Source organism: Pseudomonas sp. BF-RE-22 (assembly GCF_019956155.1).
Taxonomy (GTDB): domain Bacteria; phylum Pseudomonadota; class Gammaproteobacteria; order Pseudomonadales; family Pseudomonadaceae; genus Aquipseudomonas; species Aquipseudomonas migulae.
The window spans coordinates 1-20933 of record NZ_JAHBDD010000018.1 but is presented as its reverse complement, the minus strand read 5'-3'; the positions used below and the strand labels follow the sequence as shown (position 1 = coordinate 20933).

The following is a 20933-nucleotide window of genomic DNA, read 5'->3' as shown; positions in this document are numbered from 1 at the left end:
ATTCGAGTTCCACTATGAGTGCTCTTTCAAAGGGATAGTCCGTGGCCGCTCCAGCCAGGCGCCTTCGCCGTCAGGAACGATTTCGACCACATCGACTTGCGAGCCGCTGATGGCGACGATTCGGCCATCGTTGCGCCCCAGGTAATCGCCGACTTTCAGCCGATGCACACCGCCCGCCCCGCGCAACAGCGCAAAGGAGCCCGCCGCATTGGAGATCGTGCCGACCATTTCAAACTGCTCGATGTTGAAACCTTCGAGGTACTGCTTGACCCGGCTGGGGTCTGGTTTGACATTGCGTGCGCCATGTTTTTGGCCCGCCAGATCAACTCTGAGCTGCCGGGAAAACGGGCTTCGCAAGTTAGCCGCGCTGTAGGTGAACGTTGGGTAAGACCGGAATGTCGGCGTTGGTTCAATTCTGCCGGGCGCACGCAGACGCATTTCGTTCATGTAAGCGTCGAGATCACTGAAGTCATTGCTGCCATCACAACCGGCCAGGGCGGCCAACATCCCGATCATCGGAAAAATACGAACCGGGCTCATTTTTGCAGCCCCTTGTCGTTGTAGCGGTAAGTCTTGGCGAGGATGCTCATGCGCAATTTAGCGCCGCCTTCGGGGTTGGCCGGGGCAAGGTCGAAATCATGCAGGGTGACGATCCGTGGCAGCCCCGCCACGCCACTGACGAACGTGGCGAGGTCATGATAGGCACCGGTGACGGTGATCTGGATCGGCAGTTCGATGTAGAAAGGCTGGGTCACCTCTGGCAGCAGTTTGATCTCTTCAAACTCCAGCCCGCTTCCGAGGCCGGTACGGGTGATGTCCTCCAGCAGACCGGGCACTTCAGTGTCGCTAGGCAGTTGCCGCAGGAGTACGCCGAAGGAGTTCTCCATTTCCTTCATCTGCTGGGTGTACAGCTCAAGATTCGCCGCCATGTGGGCCTTGGTGGCGAATTGCTCCTTGAGGGTCGACTCTTCCTCGCGCTTGAGTTCAAGCTGGCTCTCAAGGTCACTGATGGAAAAGCTGTAGCCCAACGCCAACACCAGAATCATCAATAGAAGACCCGCCAGCGCCTTGATGGCGGGCGGCCAGGACCCCATGTTGTTGGTGTCCAGATCGTTGATGTCGATCTTGCGCAGCCCTTCGATCCATTCGGCCGGCTTCATTGAACGGCCTCCACGGCAGCAGGCTGGGTCTGGCGCACGGTCAACTGAAAGACGTTGGCCTGATCCAGTTGGCCTGCGGTGGTCGCCTTGACCTCTGTCAAGGTGGGCGCATCGAACCAGTCCGATGCATCCAGATTGCGCATCAAGTCGGAAACTCGGTTATTGGATTCTGCCGCGCCGGTGATGGACAGGGTTTTACCTTCCATTTTCACCTCGGTGAAATAGACCCCGTCCGGCAGGGTTCGCGCCAACTGATCGAAGATCCGCCCGCTGATCGGACGATTGCCTTGCAGGTCCTGAATGATGCGCATGCGTTCGACCAGTTGCTGACGCCGGGCCTTGAGGTCGCTGATCTGTTTGATCCGTTCGTCGACCACCGCAATCTGTTTACCGATGTAATCGTTTCGGGCGACCTGTCGGTCGATGGCGCCGTTGATGGCCCGATCCGCGACCAGCACCACTGCCACAGCGCCCACCAGCACGCCGACCAGCGCCAGCAAAAAGCGTTTGCGGCGTGCGTCCCGCAGCTCTTCGCGCCAAGGTAAAAGGTTGATCCGCGCCATCAGTCGAAGCTCCTGAGGGCTAACCCGCAGGCGATCATCAGCGCCGGCGCGTCGCTGGCCAGGGCACCGGCGTTGACCTTGCTGCCCAGGGTCATGTCGGAGAATGGATTGGCCACTTGCGTCGAAGTGCCCAGTCGCTCCTCGATCAATCGGTCCAACCCCGGAACCGAAGCGGTGCCGCCAGCCAACAGGATATGGTCGACCGAGGTGTACTGGCCGGAAGCGAAGAAAAACTGCAACGAACGAGACACTTGCTGCACCAGCGCATCTCGGAAGGGCTGCAACACTTCGCTGACGTAATCGTCCGGCAAACCGCCCTGCTTCTTTGCCAGCCCCGCTTGCTCAACGGTCAGGCCATAACGCCGCTGGATTTCTTCCGTCAGTTGACGACCGCCGAACAACTGTTCGCGTGTGTAGATAATTTTCCCGTTGCGCAGCACGCTCAGGGTGGTCATGGTCGCGCCGATGTCGACCACGGCGACCGTCAGATCCTCGCGAGACGCCGCCAGATGCCCGGTCAGCAGGCCGAAGGAGCGTTCCAGCGCGTAAGCCTCGACATCGACCACGCGCGCCGTCAGGCCGGCCAGTGCGAGCGCCGCTTCACGGACTTCGACGTTTTCCTTGCGACACGCTGCCAGCAGCACACTGACCCGTTCCGGGTTGCGTGCCGATACGCCCTGTACTTCAAAGTCGATGGCGACTTCGTCCAGTGGATAAGGGATGTACTGATCGGCCTCGATCTTCAGCTGGTTTTCCAGCTCGTCGTCGGAAAGACCCGCATCCATTTCGATGGTTTTGGTGATGACGGCAGAACCGGCCACGGCTACGGCCACATTCTTGAGGCTGGTTCTGGCCTTGAGCAGCACGCGTGAAAGGGCCTGACCCACGCCTTCGAGCTCGGCGATATTTTTCTCGACCACCGCGTTGGCGGGTAGCGGTTCTACCGCATAAGCCTCGACCCGATAGCGGTCGCCCTGGCGGCTTAACTCCAGAAGTTTCACCGACGTGGAGCTGATGTCGATCCCCAAAAGCGTATTGGCTTTTTTATTGAAGAGTCCTAGCACTACCAATTCCCTATGACTATCCGTGTCTTACGGACTCTGTAATGTCCGTTGCGTTCAAACCACCCGTCTTGACAGCAGCGCAAATGACGCCCTCGACGTAAAAATGCTTATAATGCCCAGCGTTTTTTTCCGGTTTTTACTGCAAGCGCGGGTCGTTCCCTGTTTATCTGAACCCTGCTGCCTAATTCATTCTTTGCCCTGGATATCCCAAAGCCTTGATTCGTCTGCTGAAATTCTTCGGTTGGTCCATCGTCGCCGTTTTCTGCGGACTGCTCCTTGGTCTGAGCGGCGCGTTTCTTTACCTTAGTCCGGGATTACCCTCTGTGGAGGCTCTGCGAAGCATCCAGTTGCAGATTCCATTGCGCGTCTACAGCAGCGACAACAAGTTGATCGCAGAGTTTGGCGAAATGCGCCGTACACCGATCCGTTTCGCCGACATTCCCCCCAATTTCATTAATGCGTTACTAAGTGCTGAAGACGACAATTTCGCCAACCACTACGGCGTCGATCCCAGCAGCCTGATGCGTGCCGCCACCCAATTGGTCAAAAGCGGACACATCCAGTCCGGCGGCAGCACCATCACCATGCAGGTGGCGAAGAACTTCTTCCTGACCAGCGAACGCAGCTTCTCGCGCAAGACCACTGAAATCCTCCTGGCCCTGCAGATCGAACGGCAGCTGACCAAGGACGAGATCCTCGAGCTGTACGTCAACAAGATCTACCTGGGCAACCGCGCCTACGGCATCGAGGCCGCGGCGCAGGTTTACTACGGCAAGTCGATTCGTGACGTCAGCCTGGCGCAGATGGCGATGATCGCCGGCCTGCCGAAAGCTCCGTCGCGCTTCAACCCGCTGGCCAATCCGGCTCGCAGCAAGGAACGTCGCGACTGGATCCTTGGCCGCATGTACAAGCTCGGCAAGATCACCGAGAGCGATTACACCGCCGCGATCAACGAGCCGCTGAACGCCAGCTATCACGTGCCAACCCCGGAAGTGAACGCGCCGTACATTGCTGAAATGGCCCGCGCCGAAATGGTCGGCCGCTACGGCAGCGATGCCTACACCGAAGGTTTCCGCGTCACGACCACCGTGCCGAGCAACCTGCAGGAAATGGCCAACACGGCCGTCCACGAAGGCCTGATGACCTACGATCAGCGTCACGGCTATCGCGGTCCCGAGTCGCGCCTGCCGGGCAAGACCCGCGAGGCCTGGATCTCCGAGTTGACCAAGCAGCGCACCATCAGCGGCCTTGAGCCGGCCATCGTCACGCAGGTCGAGAAGAACGGCCTGCAAGTGCTGACCCGTACCGGCGATGAACACATCGGCTGGGACAGCATGAAATGGGCGCGGCCGTTCCTGAACACCAACAGCATGGGCGCCAATCCGAAGCAGCCCGCGGATGTGGCTCAGGTCGGTGATCTGATTCGCGTGCAGCGTCAGCCGGACAATTCGCTGAAATTCAGCCAGATCCCGCAAGCTCAGGGCGCACTGGTCTCCCTTGATCCGCAGAACGGCGCGATTCGCTCGCTGGTCGGCGGTTTCGCCTTCGAGCAGAGCAACTACAACCGTGCCCTGCAGGCCAAGCGCCAGCCGGGCTCAAGCTTCAAACCGTTCGTTTACAGCGCCGCGCTGGATAACGGCTACACCGCCGCCAGCCTGGTGAACGACGCACCGATCGTGTTCGTCGACGAGTACCTGGACAAGGTCTGGCGTCCGAAGAACGACACCAACACCTTCCTCGGCCCGATCCGCCTGCGTGAAGGGCTGTACAAGTCGCGCAACCTGGTGTCGATCCGCCTGGTGCAGGCGCTGGGCGTCGATCGCACCATCGACTACATCAGCAAGTTCGGCTTCAACAAGCAGGACCTGCCGCGCAACCTGTCGCTCGCCCTGGGCACCGCGACCCTGACGCCAATGGAAATCGCCACCGGCTGGAGCACGTTCGCCAACGGCGGCTTCAAGATCACCCCGTACATCATCGACAAGATCGAAAGCCGCAACGGCGACACGTTGTTCGTCGCCAATCCGCCAAGCGTGCCGAAAGGCGATGTGGCCACCGACGGCATCGCCGCGCCGACCGCCGAGGCCTTTACGGTCAATGCGACACCGGGCGAAGCTCCGGGTCTGCCAACACCTCAGGCGCCGGCCGTGGCCGAACGCATTGTCGATGGTCGCACCACTTACATCCTCAACAGCATGCTCGAGGACGTGATCAAACTCGGCACCGGCCGTCGCGCACTGGCCTTGGGGCGCCCCGACATTGCAGGCAAAACCGGTACGACCAACGAATCGAAGGATGCCTGGTTCTCGGGCTACAACGCCGATTACGTGACCACCGTCTGGACCGGTTTCGACCAACCGGAAAGCCTGGGCAAACGCGAGTTCGGCGGCACCGTTGCCCTGCCGATCTGGATGAACTACATGGGCGCCGCGCTCAAAGACAAGCCGCCACACACGCAACCGGAACCGGAAGGCATCCTCAGCCTGCGGGTTGACCCGATCAGCGGCCGGGCAGCCACCCCAGGCACGCCTGGAGCGTACTTCGAACTGTTCAAGGCCGAAGATACGCCACCGTCGGTGAATGAGCTGGGCAACGGCAATGCGCCGGGCAGCCCGCTGCCAGCGGATGAAGCGGCGCCGATCGATTTGTTCTGATCGCAGCACCACCCGAAAAGCCCCGCCTTCGAGAGAAGTGCGGGGCTTTTTGTTGTCTGCGATTTATGGGTTGTATTACCCGGCCTCTTCGCGGGCAAGCCTCGCTCCTACGGGTTTTGTGCCGGTCGCGAAAACTGCGTACAACACAAAACCCGTAGGAGCGAGCGGTGCGGCGATCCGACTTGCCCGCGAAGAGGCCCGCACAGGCAACACACAAACCACAGACAATAAAAAACCCCGGCTCACAAGAACCGGGGCTTCGGTTGAAGCGTTACAACGGCTTAGCCGTTGAACACATCATCCACGCTTTTCAGCGGGTAGTTCTTCGGATACGGCAGGGTTGCCACGCCGGTCTCGATTGCAGCCTTGGCCACGGCATCGGAGATCAGGGTGATCAGACGCTTGTCCATTGGCTTCGGAATGATGTACTCACGACCGAATTCCAGCTTGATGCCGCCGTAGGCGTCGCACACTTCCTGAGGAACCGGCAGTTTGGCCAGTTCACGCAGGGCGTTGGCTGCTGCCACTTTCATTTCTTCGTTGATGCGCTTGGCGCGAACGTCCAGGGCACCACGGAAGATGAACGGGAAGCCCAGTACGTTGTTGACCTGGTTCGGGTAGTCCGAACGGCCGGTCGCCATGATCACGTCGTTACGGGTGGCGTGTGCCAGTTCCGGGGAGATTTCCGGATCCGGGTTCGAGCACGCGAACACGATCGGGTTGGCCGCCATGGACAGCAGGCCTTCAGCGCTCAGCAGGTTCGGACCGGACAGGCCGACGAACACGTCTGCGCCTTGCAGGGCGTCAGCCAGGGTGCGCTTGTCGGTCGCGTGAGCGAAGACAGCCTTGTACTGGTTCAGGTCGTCACGGCCGGAGTGGATCACGCCGGTACGGTCAACCATGTAAATGTTTTCGATGTTGGCGCCCATGCTCACCAGCAATTTCATGCAGGAGATGGCGGCCGCACCGGCACCCAGGCAGACGATCTTGGCGTCGGCGAGGGTTTTGCCAGCGATTTCCAGGGCGTTGATCATGCCGGCGGCAGTCACGATTGCGGTGCCGTGCTGGTCATCGTGGAATACCGGGATGTCGCACTGCTCGATCAGAGCGCGTTCGATCTCAAAGCACTCAGGTGCCTTGATGTCTTCCAGGTTGATGCCACCGAAGGTGATGGAGATGCGCTTGACGGTGTCGATGAAGGCTTGCGGGCTTTCGGAGTCGACTTCGATGTCAAAAACGTCGATGCCGGCGAAGCGCTTGAACAGCACGCCCTTACCTTCCATCACTGGCTTGGAAGCCAATGGGCCGAGGTTACCCAGGCCCAGAATCGCGGTGCCATCGGAAATGACTGCAACCAGGTTGCCTTTACCGGTGTATTTGTAGGCCAGTTCAGGATCGCGGGCGATTTCGCGTACTGGTTCGGCTACGCCGGGGCTGTAGGCCAGCGACAGGTCGCGGGCGGTAGCGGTGGCCTTGGTGAGCTCGACACTCAGCTTACCTGGACGAGGATGGGCGTGATATTCGAGAGCGGCAGTTTTCAGATCAGACATGGGGGCATTCCGCTTTTACTGTTGGACAGACTGGTCAGCGAGGATACGCGCCTCGCAAAGTCCCCACAAGACTGACCAGTCACCCCTGTCAAGCGCCCCGCCCTACGACTTTGGGCCAAGAGCCACGGAACACAAGGGATAGACTGTTCACAATCGACAATAAAAATGTCTACAATTTTTTTATCAAGGTGCCGCTTGCAACATCGCCGGATCGGTCAATGGAAGGAGCCAGCGCGCTTGCCCCGCTTGCAATCCGCCACGGCGCGAACGGTCCACGACCCAGCCACGGGCCTCGACCTGCTTGCCTTTCAGGCGCTCCAGCGCCGCACCATCAAATTGCCCCAGCAAATTGGGCGCAACACGCAGTACAAGAGAATCCTGCAACTCGATCCAAACACCGCCGCGATTGCGTTGAACCTTGCTCACACGCCCACTGACCACCGCGAAGCCGGACGTGTTGATCTGCTCCGCTTTCAGTACAGGCGACTGGCGCCACACACCGAGCCCGGCTTGCCGCGCACTGCGTTCCGCTGCTTGCTGACAGGCCACCAGATCGACATTCGGGGCGACCGCCACCTGGAAACCGAGCCCTTCTGCGAGCATCTGCGCTTCGAGGTTGGCACCCTCGGCGCCATAAAGATGCGCAAGGGTACGACCGTAGTGATCCTTGTTCTCTTTACCCGGCAGCACACCGACCCGCCCGCCGCTGGCAGCCACCAATGCTTCCAGGCGCTTGCGCGCCGCCACGGCGAACGGCTCGTCGGAGCGGCCCTGTTTGCCCAACTCAGGCGTATTCAAGCCGATCATGCGCACGCTGCGGCCATCGCTCAGGCGCAGCGTGTCGCCATCCACCACCCGTTGCACCGCGACCGACGTCAGCCCGCTCGGCACCGGGCAGAAGGCCTGGGCGCCCGAAAGCCAAATCGCGGACACAAAAAAGGCGCCCGCAAGGGACGCCTTTTTTATCAGTCTGGAGAAGCCGGAACGACCTTCCAAAATGATTGGCCTTAGGCCTTTTTCGCGCCGAAAGCACCGAAACGGTCTGCGAAGCGCTGAACGCGGCCGCCAGTGTCCAGAGTCTTTTGCTTACCGGTGTAGAACGGGTGGCATTCGTTGCAAACGTCGATCGCCAGGGCTTTGCCGAAGGTCGAACGGGTTTCGAACTTGTTGCCACAGCTGCAGGTAACAGCGATGGCTGGGTATTCTGGATGGATATCAGCTTTCATGGTGTCTTCCTCAGGCTGCGTGCCGCCACCCAACACTATTGTTGAATACCGCACGTAATTAGGCCGCGGATTCTACCAGACAATCTCAATCACGCAAGCTGTCGCTGAGACCGACCGTCTGCTAGGCTCCCGACCCAATACGCGATCCCCTGTAGGAGTGAGCCTGCTCGCGATAGCGGTCTGCCAGTCGCCGCAATGTTGACTGCAAGATTGCTATCGCGAGCAGGCTCACTCCTACAGGTTATATGTCACGCCCCCTATTGTTTGCTGATCGAGACCCCCCGCGTGCCCGACGCCATTTTGCGCCTCGCCCTGCCTTCGCCCCTGCGCCGCCTGTTCGATTACCGTGCCCCGGCCGGTGTCCTGCGCGCCCAGTTGCAACCGGGCATGCGCCTGCGCGTGCCTTTCGGCCGGCGGGAGATGATCGGGATTCTGGTAGAGGTCACCGACACCAGCGAAGTGCCGGCAGAAAAGCTCAAACCGGCCCTGGCCCTGCTCGACGCCACGCCGCCCTTGCCGCCAGCGCTGTTCAAGCTGTGCCTGTGGACCTCTCAGTATTATCAGCACAGCCTCGGCGACACCTTGAGCTGGGCGCTGCCGGTGTTGTTGCGTCAGGGCGAGCTGGCCGAAGCGCGCCAGGAACGTTTCTGGTCCGCCGCGCCTGGCGCCAGCCTCGATGACCCGCGCATCGCCCGGGCCCCGCGTCAGCGCGAGGCGCTGGCAACCCTGGCGCAGCATCCTCATGGCGTTGCCCATCAATTGCTGAGCAAGCTGATGCTGAGCAAGGACAGCCTGGATCTGCTGCTGGCCAAGGACCTGGTGCAAGTGGAGATCCGCAAGCACGCCCCCGGCGCACGCCACGAGCATTGGCTGGCGCAACCGGAATTGCCGCTCAACCCTGAACAACGCGCCGCCTATGAGGCGATTCGCGCCGGGTTCGACAGTTATCACGCGTTCCTGCTGGCTGGGGTCACCGGCAGCGGCAAGACCGAAGTCTATTTGCAGTTGATCCGCGAAACCCTTGAAGCCGGCAAGCAAGCACTGGTACTGATTCCGGAGATCAACCTCGGCCCGCAGACCCTGGCGCGCTTCGAACAACGGTTCAATGCACGCATCGCGCTGATCCACTCGGCGGTCAACGATCGCGAGCGCCTCGAAGCCTGGCTCGCCGCGCGTGACGGCGACGCCGACATTATTATCGGCACCCGTTCGGCGCTGTTCACGCCGATGAAAAACCCCGGCCTGATCATCATCGACGAAGAGCACGACGGCTCTTATAAACAGCAGGAAGGCCTGCGCTATCACGCCCGCGACCTGGCATTGGTGCGCGCACGGCAGGAAAACATCCCGATCGTGCTCGGTTCCGCCACGCCTTCGCTGGAAAGCCTGCACAACGCCTACACCGGGCGTTACGGCCTCCTACGCTTGAATGAACGCGCTGGCGGCGCCAAGCAGCCGCGCTTCCTGCGCCTGGATGTGAAAAGTCGCCCGCTCGACAGCGGCATTTCCGGGCCGATGCACCAAGCCATCGGCCAGACACTCGCGGCCGGCCAGCAAGTATTGGTGTTCCTCAACCGTCGAGGTTTCGCCCCGACGCTGCTGTGCCACGACTGCGGCTGGATGTCCGAATGTCAGCGCTGCGATGCGCGAATGACCGTGCACCAGCGCTCCGGCGAACTGCGCTGCCACCATTGCGGCTACGTCGAACGCGTGCCCCGGCACTGCCCGAAGTGCGGCAAAGTGGATTTGCGGCCGGTGGGCGCCGGCACCGAGCGTGCCGAGGAACGCCTGGCCATTCTGTTCCCGGATGTGCCGGTGCTGCGGGTCGACCGCGACAGCACGTCGCGCAAGGACGCGATGAATCAGTTGTTCGCGACCATTCAGAAGGGTCACCCGTGCATTCTGGTGGGCACGCAAATGCTTGCCAAAGGGCATCACTTTCCACGGGTGACGCTGGTGTCGATTCTCGATGCCGACGGTGGATTGTTCTCCGGTGACTTCCGCGCCAGCGAACGCATGGCGCAACTGATCGTGCAGGTCGCCGGTCGCGCAGGCCGGGCTGAAGAGCCGGGCAAAGTGATCATCCAGACCCATCTGGCGGACCATCCACTGCTAGTGCAACTGACCGAACAAGGCTATTTCGCTTTTGCCGAGCAGGCGCTGAGCGAACGACGCGCTGCCGGGTTGCCGCCGTTTGCGCATTTGGCGCTGCTGCGGGCCGAAGCGCACAAACCGGGGCAGGCGGAAGGGTTTCTCGACGAGGCGTGCAGCGAGGCCGAGCGTTTGCTGGCTGAACAGAATCTGACCGGGATCGAATTGCTCGGGCCGGTGCCTGCACCGATGGAACGTCGGGCCGGGCGTTATCGCGCGCAGTTATTGTTGCAGGCAACGGCCCGGGCGCCGCTGCACCGGTTGCTGGCCAGTTGGTTGCTGGTGCTGGAGCAGATGCCGAGTGGGCGGGCGGTGCGCTGGTCTTTGGATGTCGACCCGGTCGATTTGTATTGATTTCAATATTGCCTTCGCGGGCAAGCCTCGCTCCTACTGGTTTGTGTCGTTCACAATATTGGCAAACGACTCGCCCCTGTAGGAGCGAGGCTTGCCCGCGAAGAGGCCCTAATAGTCACCACATATCCACAACCTGCCCGCTATAGTTGGCAAGCCCGCCTTCGCAACGGATAATGCCCAGTTTTTCCACCAGCGCATCGAAGCGCCGCCGCGCTTGCGGTCGAAAGAGAAGACCATGAAAGACACCATTCGCCAGTTGATCCAACAAGCCATCACCCAACTCGTCAACGAAGGTGTGTTGCCTGAAGGCCTGACGCCGGCGATCCAGGTGGAAAACTCCCGCGACAAGAAGAACGGCGACTTCGCCAGCAACATCGCCATGATGCTGGCCAAGCCGGCCGGCATGAAGCCGCGCGATCTGGCCGAGAAAATCATCGCCGCGCTGCCGGCTGACGAAAACGTCACCAAGACCGAAATCGCAGGTCCTGGCTTCCTGAATTTCTTCCAGAACACCGACGCCCTGGCCACCCGCCTCGACGCCGCACTGGCCGACGAGCACATCGGCGTGCGCAAGGCCGGCCCGGCGCAACGCACCGTGGTCGACCTGTCGGCACCCAACCTCGCCAAAGAGATGCACGTCGGCCACTTGCGTTCGACCATCATCGGCGACGGCGTGGCTCGCGTTCTGGAGTTCCTCGGCGACGAAGTGATCCGCCAGAACCACGTGGGCGACTGGGGCACCCAGTTCGGCATGCTGATGGCGTACCTGCAAGAAAACCCGATCACCAGCGACGAGCTGTCGGACCTGGAAAACTTCTACCGCGCCGCCAAGGGCCGTTTTGACGAATCCGAAGAGTTCGCCGACCGCGCCCGTGGCCTGGTGGTCAAGCTGCAAGCCGGCGACCCGGATTGCCTGGCGCTGTGGACCAAGTTCAAGGACATCTCGCTGTCGCACTGCCAGAAAATCTACGAGCTGCTGAACGTCAAACTGACCATGGCCGACGTGATGGGCGAAAGCGCCTACAACGACGACCTGATCAATGTGGTCAACGACCTCAAGGCCGCTGGCATGCTGGTTGAGAGCAACGGCGCGCAGTGCGTGTTCCTCGACGAGTTCAAGAACGCTGACGGCGACCCGCTGCCAGTGATCATCGTCAAGGCGGATGGCGGCTACCTTTACGCCACCACCGACCTGGCGGCGGTACGTTATCGCAGTGGCAAGCTGAAGGCTGATCGCGCGCTGTACTTTGTCGACCAGCGCCAGGCCCTGCACTTCCAGCAAGTGTTCGCCGTCGCCCGCAAGGCCGGCTTCGTGACGCACCCGATGGAAATGGAACACATGGGTTTCGGCACCATGAACGGCGCCGACGGCCGTCCGTTCAAGACCCGCGATGGCGGCACCGTGAAGCTGATCGACCTGCTGACCGAAGCCCAGGAGCGCGCCTACAACCTGGTCAAAGAGAAAAACCCGGAGCTGGCCGAAGACGAGCTGCGCAACATCGCCAAGGTCGTGGGCATCGGCGCAGTGAAATACGCCGACCTGTCCAAGCACCGCACCAGCGACTACAGCTTCAACTTCGACCTGATGCTGAACTTCGAAGGCAACACCGCGCCGTACCTGCTGTACGCCTACACCCGCGTGGCGGGCGTGTTCCGCAAGCTCGGCAAGGACTTCAGCGAAGTCGAAGGCCAGATCGTCCTGGAAGCCGCGCATGAACATGAGCTGGCAGCCAAACTCGCGCAATTCGGCGAAATCCTGAACAACGTGTCCGAGAAAGGCACGCCGCACATCCTCTGCACCTACCTGTACGACGTTGCCGGCCTGTTCTCCAGCTTCTACGAGAACTGCCCGATCCTCAGTGCTGAAACCCCGGCGCAAATGCAAAGCCGCCTGCGTCTTGCCGCGCTGACCGGTCGCACTCTCAAGCAAGGCCTGGAACTCTTGGGTCTGGAAACTCTGGAGCGTATGTAAGTTGGCTGCCAAGAAAAAACCTGCACCCAAGCGTGGCGCCAGCCGTTACCAAGCTCCTGCAAAGCAACCGATCCCGGGTTGGTTGTGGATGGCCATCGGCCTGACGGTCGGCGCGTTCATTGTGTTCCTGATGAAGCTGGAACCGGGCAAGGGCAGCGACAGCGTCAAGCGCGAGAAGATCGAGCAGCAGAAAGCCACCAAGGTCGCCGAGGCCAACAAGACCCCGCCGAGCCCGACGCAACCGGTGAAGCCGAAGTACGACTTCTACACCTTGCTGCCGGAATCGGAAGTCATCGTGCCGCCGGATGCCGTGCCGGAGAAAACACCGCCGACGCCGGCTGTACCGACCACGCCGGTAACCCCGGCGGAAGCGGCGAAGATCGACACGGCGCGGGCTCAGGCGGCATTGGCTGGCATCACCCCGCCGCCACCGCCACCCGTGGCCAAGGCGGCACCGGTGACCAAGTTCTTCCTGCAGGCCGGTTCGTTCCGCAAGGAGGCTGATGCAGACAAGGTGCGCGCGCAGATCATCCTGCTCGGCCAAGCGGTATCGGTTGAGTCCGGCACGGTGAAGGACGAGACCTGGTATCGGGTGTTGGTCGGGCCGTTCAGCAACCGCGAACAGCTGACCACCGCGCAGAAACAACTGTCCGGCGCCGGGTTCAGCAACCTGTTGTTACAACAACGCCAGAACCGCTGATTCCGTCAGCAGCACCGCGCTATCGTTCTTCGCGGGCAAGCCTCGCTCCTACAGGTAACGGGGCGTTTGCGATATTGCGAACGCCGTCAAATGCACCGTTCGCCGTATTTGTGAACGGTGCATTACCTGTAGGAGCGAGGCTTGCCCGCGAAGGCGTCAAACCAGACAACACACCTCCCCCGCGCAACACCGCTCGTCCCCTCTCCCGCCCCGCAGTTGAAAAACGCTCCACCACCCCCATATGAGTTGGCATAAGGCATTTTCGCCCCGCTGCGTGGAGACTCTCCCTTGACCACCATCGTTTCAGTTCGCCGCCACGGCAAAGTCGTCATGGGCGGCGACGGCCAGGTTTCTCTCGGCAATACCGTGATGAAAGGCAACGCGAAGAAAGTTCGTCGCCTCTACCACGGCGAAGTCCTCGCCGGTTTTGCTGGCGCCACGGCTGACGCCTTTACCCTTTTCGAACGCTTCGAAGGTCAACTGGAGAAACACCAGGGCCATCTGGTTCGCGCCGCCGTCGAACTCGCCAAAGAATGGCGCACCGACCGCACCCTCAGCCGCCTCGAAGCCATGCTCGCGGTCGCCAACAAAGACGCGTCCCTGATCATCACCGGCAACGGCGACGTTGTTGAGCCTGAACAAGGCCTGATCGCCATGGGTTCCGGCGGCGCCTACGCCCAGGCCGCCGCCAGTGCGCTGCTGAAGAAAACCGACCTGTCAGCCCGGGAAATCGTCGAAACCGCCCTCGGCATTGCCGGCGACATTTGTGTATTCACCAACCACACCCAGACCATTGAGGAGCAGGACTGCGCCAAAGGCGACGAGTAAGTCTGTTTCGGCCCCACGCCACGACTCATCTTGTTTAAGGTCCGTCAAAATATTATGTCCATGACTCCCCGTGAAATCGTCCACGAACTCAACCGCCATATCATCGGCCAGGACGATGCCAAACGCGCCGTCGCCATCGCGCTGCGTAACCGCTGGCGCCGGATGCAACTGCCGGAAGAGCTGCGCGTTGAAGTAACGCCGAAGAACATCCTGATGATCGGTCCGACCGGTGTCGGCAAAACCGAGATCGCCCGTCGCCTGGCCAAACTGGCCAACGCTCCGTTCATCAAAGTCGAAGCGACCAAGTTCACCGAAGTCGGCTACGTCGGCCGCGATGTCGAGTCGATCATTCGCGACCTGGCCGATGCTGCCATCAAGCTGCTGCGCGAACAGGAAATGACCAAGGTTCGCCACCGCGCCGAAGACGCCGCCGAAGAGCGCATCCTCGACGCCCTGCTGCCACCGGCGCGCATGGGCTTCAACAACGATGACGCCCCGTCGGCCGACTCCAACACCCGCCAGCTGTTCCGCAAGCGCCTGCGCGAAGGCCAGCTGGATGACAAGGAGATCGAAATCGAAGTCGCCGAAGTGTCCGGCGTCGATATCTCCGCGCCACCGGGCATGGAAGAAATGACCAATCAGTTGCAGAGCCTGTTCGCCAACATGGGCAAGGGCAAACGCAAGAGCCGCAAGCTCAAGGTCAAGGAAGCGCTGAAACTGGTCCGCGACGAAGAAGCCAGCCGCTTGGTCAACGATGAAGAGTTGAAGGCCAAGGCGCTGGAAGCGGTCGAGCAGCACGGCATCGTGTTCATCGACGAAATCGACAAGGTTGCCAAGCGCGGTAACTCCGGTGGCGTCGATGTGTCCCGTGAAGGCGTGCAACGCGACTTGCTGCCGCTGATCGAAGGCTGCACCGTCAACACCAAACTGGGCATGGTCAAGACCGACCACATCCTGTTCATCGCTTCCGGTGCGTTCCACTTGAGCAAGCCGAGCGATCTGGTGCCTGAGCTGCAAGGGCGTCTGCCGATTCGTGTCGAGCTAAAGGCGCTGACGCCGGAAGACTTCGAACGCATCCTCAGCGAACCGCACGCCTCGCTCACCGAGCAATATTGCGCACTGCTGAAAACCGAAGGCCTGGCCATCGAGTTCCAGCCGGATGGCATCAAGCGCATCGCCGAGATCGCCTGGCAGGTCAACGAGAAAACCGAGAACATCGGTGCCCGTCGCCTGCACACGCTGCTTGAGCGCCTGCTCGAAGAGGTGTCGTTCAGCGCCGGCGACCTGGCCAGCGCTCACGACGACAAGGTGATCATGATCGACGCCGACTACGTCAACAACCACCTCGGCGAATTGGCGCAGAACGAAGACCTGTCCCGTTATATCCTGTAAGCCATACTTGTAGGAGCGAAGCTTGCTCGCGAAGGTGTGTCAGCTGAATTGATGTCGACTGACACACCTTCGCGAGCAAGCTTCGCTCCTACAGGGTTCCATCCATAACGGAACTCCGGCCATGACCCAACTCCCCACCGACATCAAACTGCACAAAGCCTCGAAAACCCTGTCGCTGAAATACGCGTCCGGCGAGGAACATCACCTGCCCGCCGAGTTCCTGCGCGTGCACTCTCCTTCCGCCGAGGTCCAGGGCCACGGCAAACCTATCCTGCAATTTGGCAAGATCGGCGTAGGCCTGACCAAGGTAGAACCGGCCGGTCAGTACGCACTGAAATTGACCTTCGACGACGGCCACGACAGCGGCCTGTTCACCTGGGAATATCTGTACCAGCTGGGCGTGCGCCAAGAGGATCTCTGGAACGATTATCTTGCCGAACTGAAAGCGGCCGGAAAGACCCGCGACCCTAACGAATCTGTCGTCAAGCTGATGCTCTAACCCGCGCCTCTTGCGCATTAGAAGGCATTTTCTAATTTCATCTGTTTGAATGCTTGGCCGCGAGGTCAGTCATTAGCCTGCTTGCGAAAAAAATTAAACTCGGGTAACCAATGGAGCTGGCAAGTTACCTGCAGTGCTCTCTGAACTAAAAAGCAGCGATGCAGAATTATCGGTCACCCGAGCAGTAGTACCTGGCATTGGCTGTGTGACTACACGGCTGGACTCAGGTACTCGTCTCAGGACAATGGAGCGTCGTAGATGAGTAACAAGAATAACGATGACTTGAAGAATCAAGCCTCGGAAAACACCTTGGGGCTTAATCCTGTCGTTGGGCTGCGTGGAAAGGATCTACTGGCTTCTGCTCGAATGGTGCTCAGGCAGGCCATTAAACAACCGATTCACAGTGCGAAGCATGTCGCTCATTTCGGTCTTGAACTGAAGAACGTGCTGTTCGGCAAATCCGAACTGCTACCGACCAGCGATGACCGTCGTTTCGCCGATCCGGCCTGGAGCCAGAACCCGCTCTACAAACGTTATTTGCAAACCTACCTGGCGTGGCGCAAGGAACTCCACGACTGGATCGACGACAGTAACCTCGGGCCCAAGGATGTGGCACGCGGGCATTTCGTGATCAACCTCATGACCGAAGCCATGGCCCCGACCAACACGGCGGCCAACCCGGCAGCGGTCAAACGCTTCTTCGAAACCGGTGGCAAGAGCCTGCTCGACGGTCTCTCGCACCTGGCCAAGGATCTGGTGCACAACGGCGGCATGCCGAGCCAGGTCAACATGGGCGCATTCGAAGTCGGCAAGAGCCTGGGCGTGACCGAAGGTGCGGTGGTTTTCCGTAACGACGTGCTGGAGCTGATCCAGTACCGGCCGACCACCGAGCAGGTGCATGAGCGTCCATTGCTGGTGGTGCCGCCACAGATCAACAAGTTCTACGTTTTCGACCTGAGCCCGGACAAAAGCCTGGCGCGTTTCTGCCTGCGCAATCACGTGCAGACCTTCATCGTCAGCTGGCGCAACCCGACCAAGGAGCAACGCGAATGGGGCCTGTCGACCTACATCGAAGCGCTCAAGGAAGCGGTTGATGTGGTCACCGCGATCACCGGCAGCAAAGACGTGAACATGCTCGGCGCCTGCTCCGGCGGCATCACCTGCACCGCGTTGCTGGGCCACTACGCCGCAATCGGCGAGAAAAAAGTCAACGCCCTGACGCTGCTGGTCAGCGTGCTGGACACCACCCTGGACAGCGACGTCGCACTGTTCGTCGACGAACAGACCCTCGAAGCCGCCAAGCGCCATTCCTATCAGGCAGGTGTACTCGAAGGCCGCGACATGGCGAAAGTGTTCGCCTGGATGCGCCCCAACGATCTGATCTGGAACTACTGGGTCAACAACTACCTGCTCGGCAACGAGCCGCCGGTGTTCGACATTCTGTTCTGGAACAATGACACCACCCGGTTGCCCGCCGCGTTCCACGGCGACCTGATCGAGATGTTCAAAAACAATCCGCTGATCCGCCCGGATGCACTGGAAGTGTGCGGCACGCCAATCGACCTGAAGCAGGTCACGGCCGACATCTTTTCCCTGGCCGGCACCAACGACCACATCACGCCGTGGAAGTCCTGCTACAAGTCGGCGCAACTGTTCGGCGGCAAGGTCGAATTCGTGCTGTCCAGCAGCGGGCATATCCAGAGCATTCTGAACCCGCCGGGCAACCCGAAATCGCGCTACATGACGAGCGCCGAGATGCCGTTGAAGGCTGAGGAGTGGCAGGAAAACTCCACCAAGCACACCGATTCCTGGTGGCTGCACTGGCAAGCCTGGCAGGCCGAGCGTTCGGGCGAATTGAAAAAAGCCCCGACAAAACTGGGCAACAAGGCTTATCCGGAAGGTGAAGCAGCACCGGGCACTTACGTACATGAGCGGTAACTGACACACCCGCCCCCCGTAGGAGCGAAGCTTGCTCGCGAAAGCGGTCATTCATTCAACGTAGATTTCGACTGATCTGACGCCTTCGCGAGCAAGCTTCGCTCCTACAGGGGACCGGGATAATTAACCCACAGGGCTTGAAGCATGCCGCAACCGTTCATTTTTCGTACCGTCGATCTGGATGGCCAGACCCTCCGCACGGCAGTACGCCCCGGCAAGCCTCACTTGACGCCCTTGCTGATTTTCAACGGCATCGGCGCCAACCTGGAGCTGGTGTTTCCGTTTGTCGCCGCATTGGACCCGGACCTCGAAGTCATCGCTTTCGACGTGCCCGGTGTCGGCGGTTCGTCGACGCCGAACCGGCCGTATCGTTTTCCGGGCCTGGCCAAACTCACGGCGCGGATGCTCGACTATCTCGATTACGGGCAAGTGAACGTGATCGGTGTGTCGTGGGGTGGCGCCCTCGCCCAGCAGTTTGCTTACGACTACCCCGAGCGCTGCAAGAAACTGGTGCTGGCGGCGACGGCGGCGGGTGCGGTGATGGTGCCGGGCAAACCGAAAGTGCTGTGGATGATGGCCAGCCCACGGCGCTACATCCAGCCATCGCACGTGATCCGCATTGCGCCGATGATCTACGGCGGCTCGTTCCGTCGCGATCCGACACTGGCGGCCAGCCATGCGGCGAAGGTGCGCTCGGCGGGCAAGCTCGGTTACTACTGGCAGCTGTTCGCCGGGCTCGGCTGGACCAGCATTCACTGGCTGCACAAGATCCACCAGCCGACGCTGGTGCTGGCCGGCGACGATGACCCGCTGATCCCGTTGATCAACATGCGCTTGCTGGCCTGGCGGATTCCCAATGCCCAGTTGCACATCATCGATGACGGGCACCTGTTCCTGATCACTCGCGCCGAGGCCGTGGCGCCGATCATCATGAAGTTTCTCGAGGAAGAACGGCAGCGCGCCGTGATGCATCCGCATCCGGCTCCATCGGGCGGCTAACCGACTTATCGTCGGTCGGCAGGACGCCGCGCCGCGCAACAACCCGTTACAGCGTCTATGGTGTTCTGGTTCGGTGTGTTTGTATTTGGCCTGAAGACGAAGGAGTGTTGAGTCATGCGCGACAAGCCAGCGAGGGAATCTTTACCGACTCCCGCAGCGTTCATCAACGCACAGAGTGCGATTACCGGCCTGCGTGGTCGGGATCTGTTTTCGACCCTGCGCAGCGTTGCCGCCCATGGTTTGCGCAACCCCGTGCACAGCGCCCGCCATGCGTTGAAGCTGGGCGGTCAACTGGGGCGCGTGTTGCTGGGCGAAACCCTGCACCCGACCAACCCCAACGACAATCGCTTTGCCGACCCCGCATGGAGCCTCAACCCGTTTTATCGCCGCAGTTTGCAGGCCTACCTGAGCTGGCAGAAACAGGTCAAAAGCTGGATCGACGAGAGCAACATGGACCCGGACGATCGCGCCCGCGCCCACTTCGCGTTCGCTTTGCTCAATGATGCGGTGTCACCGTCCAACACCCTGCTCAATCCGCTGGCGGTCAAGGAAATCTTCAACTCCGGCGGCAACAGCCTGGTGCGTGGCATCAGTCACCTGGTCGATGATTTCCTGCACAACGACGGCCTGCCCAGGCAAGTGACCAAGCAGGCCTTCGAGGTCGGCAAGACGGTCGCCACCACCACCGGCGCCGTGGTGTTTCGCAATGAGCTGCTGGAACTGATCCAGTACAAGCCGATGAGCGAAAAGCAGTATTCCAAACCGCTGCTGGTGGTGCCGCCACAGATCAACAAGTACTACATTTTCGACCTGAGCCCGAACAACAGCTTCGTCCAGTTCGCCCTGAAAAACGGCCTGCAAACCTTCATGATCAGCTGGCGCAACCCCGATGTGCGCCATCGCGAATGGGGTCTTTCGACCTACGTCGAAGCCGTCGAAGAAGCGATGAATGTATGCCGGGCGATCACCGGCGCCCGGGAAGTCAACCTGATGGGCGCCTGCGCCGGCGGGCTGACCATTGCCGCGCTGCAAGGTCATTTGCAGGCGAAGCGGCAACTGCGCCGTGTATCCAGCGCAACCTATCTGGTGAGCCTGCTCGACAGCCAGATGGAGAGCCCCGCGACCCTGTTCGCCGACGAACAGACCCTGGAAGCGGCCAAGCGTCGGTCCTATCAGAAGGGCGTGCTGGACGGTCGCGACATGGCCAAGGTCTTCGCCTGGATGCGCCCCAACGATTTGATCTGGAGCTACTTCGTCAACAACTACCTGTTGGGCAAGGAGCCGCCGGCGTTCGACATCCTCTACTGGAACAACGACAACACACGTCTGCCGGCCGCCTTTCACGGCGACCTGCTGGACTTCTTCAAGCACAACCCGCTGAGTCATCCGGGGGGCCTGGAAGTGTGCGGCACGCCGATCGACTTGCAGAAAGTCACCGTCGACAGCTTCAGCGTGGCCGGCATCAACGACCACATCACGCCGTGGGATGCGGTGTATCGCTCGACGCTGCTGCTGGGTGGCGAGCGACGCTTCGTGCTGTCCAACAGCGGTCATGTACAGAGCATCCTGAACCCGCCGTCCAACCCGAAAGCCAACTTCATTGAAAGCACAAAACTGAGCAGCGATCCGCGGGCCTGGTATTACGACGCCAAGCAAGTCGACGGCAGCTGGTGGACGCAGTGGCTGAGCTGGATTCAGGAACGTTCGGGCGCGCAAAAGGAAACCCACATGGCCCTCGGCAACCAGAACTATCCACCCATGGAGGCGGCACCCGGTACTTACGTGCGCGTGCGCTGACACCCAACACACCACTGCTGCCTCCGTAGGAGCCGGCTTGCTGGCGATCGCATCACCGCGGTTCACGACCCACCGCGGTGATGCGA

The 20933-nt window shown here is 60.7% G+C and carries 17 protein-coding genes; 10 read left to right on the top strand and 7 right to left on the bottom strand.

From position 1 onward, the window contains the following. Nucleotides 1–12: 12 nt before the first annotated feature. The 4 genes from KGA82_RS11485 to KGA82_RS11470 are packed head-to-tail and all read right to left on the bottom strand — an operon-like array spanning nt 13 to nt 2787. On the bottom strand, nt 13–540 hold the full coding sequence (locus KGA82_RS11485) for a pilus assembly protein PilP (protein WP_008025197.1): 528 nt from the start codon (nt 538–540) through the stop codon (nt 13–15). Beyond that, nucleotides 537–1160, bottom strand: a complete 624-nt coding sequence (pilO, locus tag KGA82_RS11480) for a type 4a pilus biogenesis protein PilO (RefSeq protein ID WP_223450383.1) — start codon at nt 1158–1160, stop codon at nt 537–539. Before pilO ends, KGA82_RS11485 begins: the two co-directional genes overlap by 4 nt. After that, on the bottom strand, nt 1157–1723 hold the full coding sequence (locus KGA82_RS11475; RefSeq protein WP_008041859.1) for a PilN domain-containing protein: 567 nt from the start codon (nt 1721–1723) through the stop codon (nt 1157–1159). Before KGA82_RS11475 ends, pilO begins: the two co-directional genes overlap by 4 nt. Further along, nucleotides 1723–2787, bottom strand: a complete 1065-nt coding sequence (locus KGA82_RS11470; RefSeq protein ID WP_008041861.1) for a pilus assembly protein PilM — start codon at nt 2785–2787, stop codon at nt 1723–1725. Before KGA82_RS11470 ends, KGA82_RS11475 begins: the two co-directional genes overlap by 1 nt. Nucleotides 2788–3005: 218 nt before the next feature. Between KGA82_RS11470 and KGA82_RS11465 the strand changes: the two genes are divergently transcribed. Beyond that, complete coding sequence (locus tag KGA82_RS11465) at nt 3006–5441, top strand: penicillin-binding protein 1A (protein ID WP_411737635.1); 2436 nt, start codon at nt 3006–3008, stop codon at nt 5439–5441. A 281-nt stretch (nt 5442–5722) separates the two neighbouring features. Here the strand turns inward: KGA82_RS11465 and KGA82_RS11460 are convergent, their stop codons facing one another. The 3 genes from KGA82_RS11460 to rpmE all read right to left on the bottom strand — a co-directional run bounded on the left by KGA82_RS11460 (nt 5723) and on the right by rpmE (nt 8217). Continuing rightward, nucleotides 5723–6991: a malic enzyme-like NAD(P)-binding protein gene (locus KGA82_RS11460; RefSeq protein WP_008025204.1), complete on the bottom strand. Its 1269-nt coding sequence runs from the start codon at nt 6989–6991 to the stop codon at nt 5723–5725. Nucleotides 6992–7174: 183 nt separating this feature from the next. After that, nucleotides 7175–7987 carry a thermonuclease family protein gene (locus KGA82_RS11455; protein ID WP_223450380.1) on the bottom strand — a complete coding sequence of 271 codons (813 nt, stop codon included), beginning with the start codon at nt 7985–7987 and terminating at the stop codon, nt 7175–7177. An 11-nt stretch (nt 7988–7998) separates the two neighbouring features. After that, entirely contained in the window at nt 7999–8217 is a 219-nt protein-coding gene (gene rpmE / locus KGA82_RS11450; RefSeq protein ID WP_008025207.1) for a 50S ribosomal protein L31, read from the bottom strand. Between the two features lie 285 nt (nt 8218–8502). Between rpmE and KGA82_RS11445 the strand changes: the two genes are divergently transcribed. The 9 genes from KGA82_RS11445 to phaC (KGA82_RS11405) all read left to right on the top strand — a co-directional run bounded on the left by KGA82_RS11445 (nt 8503) and on the right by phaC (KGA82_RS11405) (nt 20847). Beyond that, nucleotides 8503–10722: a primosomal protein N' gene (locus tag KGA82_RS11445; RefSeq protein WP_008041865.1), complete on the top strand. Its 2220-nt coding sequence runs from the start codon at nt 8503–8505 to the stop codon at nt 10720–10722. A gap of 235 nt (nt 10723–10957) precedes the next feature. After that, on the top strand, nt 10958–12694 hold the full coding sequence (gene argS / locus KGA82_RS11440; protein ID WP_032832667.1) for an arginine--tRNA ligase: 1737 nt from the start codon (nt 10958–10960) through the stop codon (nt 12692–12694). 1 nt (nt 12695) lies between these two features. After that, a complete protein-coding gene (locus tag KGA82_RS11435) occupies nt 12696–13394 on the top strand; it encodes an SPOR domain-containing protein (RefSeq protein ID WP_008025212.1) in 699 nt (232 codons plus the stop codon). Between the two features lie 288 nt (nt 13395–13682). After that, nucleotides 13683–14222 carry an ATP-dependent protease subunit HslV gene (hslV, locus tag KGA82_RS11430; protein ID WP_008025213.1) on the top strand — a complete coding sequence of 180 codons (540 nt, stop codon included), beginning with the start codon at nt 13683–13685 and terminating at the stop codon, nt 14220–14222. Nucleotides 14223–14276: 54 nt separating this feature from the next. Beyond that, on the top strand, nt 14277–15614 hold the full coding sequence (gene hslU / locus KGA82_RS11425; protein ID WP_223450379.1) for an ATP-dependent protease ATPase subunit HslU: 1338 nt from the start codon (nt 14277–14279) through the stop codon (nt 15612–15614). Between the two features lie 121 nt (nt 15615–15735). Beyond that, entirely contained in the window at nt 15736–16113 is a 378-nt protein-coding gene (locus tag KGA82_RS11420) for a gamma-butyrobetaine hydroxylase-like domain-containing protein (RefSeq protein ID WP_008025216.1), read from the top strand. A gap of 258 nt (nt 16114–16371) precedes the next feature. Beyond that, nucleotides 16372–18051, top strand: a complete 1680-nt coding sequence (phaC, locus tag KGA82_RS11415; protein WP_192226849.1) for a class II poly(R)-hydroxyalkanoic acid synthase — start codon at nt 16372–16374, stop codon at nt 18049–18051. A 144-nt stretch (nt 18052–18195) separates the two neighbouring features. Beyond that, nucleotides 18196–19050: a poly(3-hydroxyalkanoate) depolymerase gene (gene phaZ, locus KGA82_RS11410; protein ID WP_008025220.1), complete on the top strand. Its 855-nt coding sequence runs from the start codon at nt 18196–18198 to the stop codon at nt 19048–19050. 114 nt (nt 19051–19164) lie between these two features. Then, nucleotides 19165–20847 (top strand): class II poly(R)-hydroxyalkanoic acid synthase, encoded by a 1683-nt coding sequence (gene phaC, locus KGA82_RS11405; protein WP_008041884.1) that lies wholly within the window; start codon nt 19165–19167, stop codon nt 20845–20847. The last annotated feature ends 86 nt before the right edge of the window (nt 20848–20933 follow it).

Bases quoted from the DNA above. Each gene is read 5' to 3' on its own strand.
- phaZ (WP_008025220.1), top strand. From the start codon at position 18,196: ATGCCGCAACCGTTCATTTTTCGTACCGTCGATCTGGATGGCCAGACC.
- KGA82_RS11420 (WP_008025216.1), top strand. From the start codon at position 15,736: ATGACCCAACTCCCCACCGACATCAAACTGCACAAAGCCTCGAAAACC.
- pilO (WP_223450383.1), bottom strand. From the start codon at position 1,160: ATGAAGCCGGCCGAATGGATCGAAGGGCTGCGCAAGATCGACATCAAC.
- phaC (WP_008041884.1), top strand. From the start codon at position 19,165: ATGCGCGACAAGCCAGCGAGGGAATCTTTACCGACTCCCGCAGCGTTC.
- rpmE (WP_008025207.1), bottom strand. From the start codon at position 8,217: ATGAAAGCTGATATCCATCCAGAATACCCAGCCATCGCTGTTACCTGC.
- hslU (WP_223450379.1), top strand. From the start codon at position 14,277: ATGTCCATGACTCCCCGTGAAATCGTCCACGAACTCAACCGCCATATC.
- phaC (WP_192226849.1), top strand. From the start codon at position 16,372: ATGAGTAACAAGAATAACGATGACTTGAAGAATCAAGCCTCGGAAAAC.
- KGA82_RS11475 (WP_008041859.1), bottom strand. From the start codon at position 1,723: ATGGCGCGGATCAACCTTTTACCTTGGCGCGAAGAGCTGCGGGACGCA.
- KGA82_RS11485 (WP_008025197.1), bottom strand. From the start codon at position 540: ATGAGCCCGGTTCGTATTTTTCCGATGATCGGGATGTTGGCCGCCCTG.
- argS (WP_032832667.1), top strand. From the start codon at position 10,958: ATGAAAGACACCATTCGCCAGTTGATCCAACAAGCCATCACCCAACTC.
- KGA82_RS11460 (WP_008025204.1), bottom strand. From the start codon at position 6,991: ATGTCTGATCTGAAAACTGCCGCTCTCGAATATCACGCCCATCCTCGT.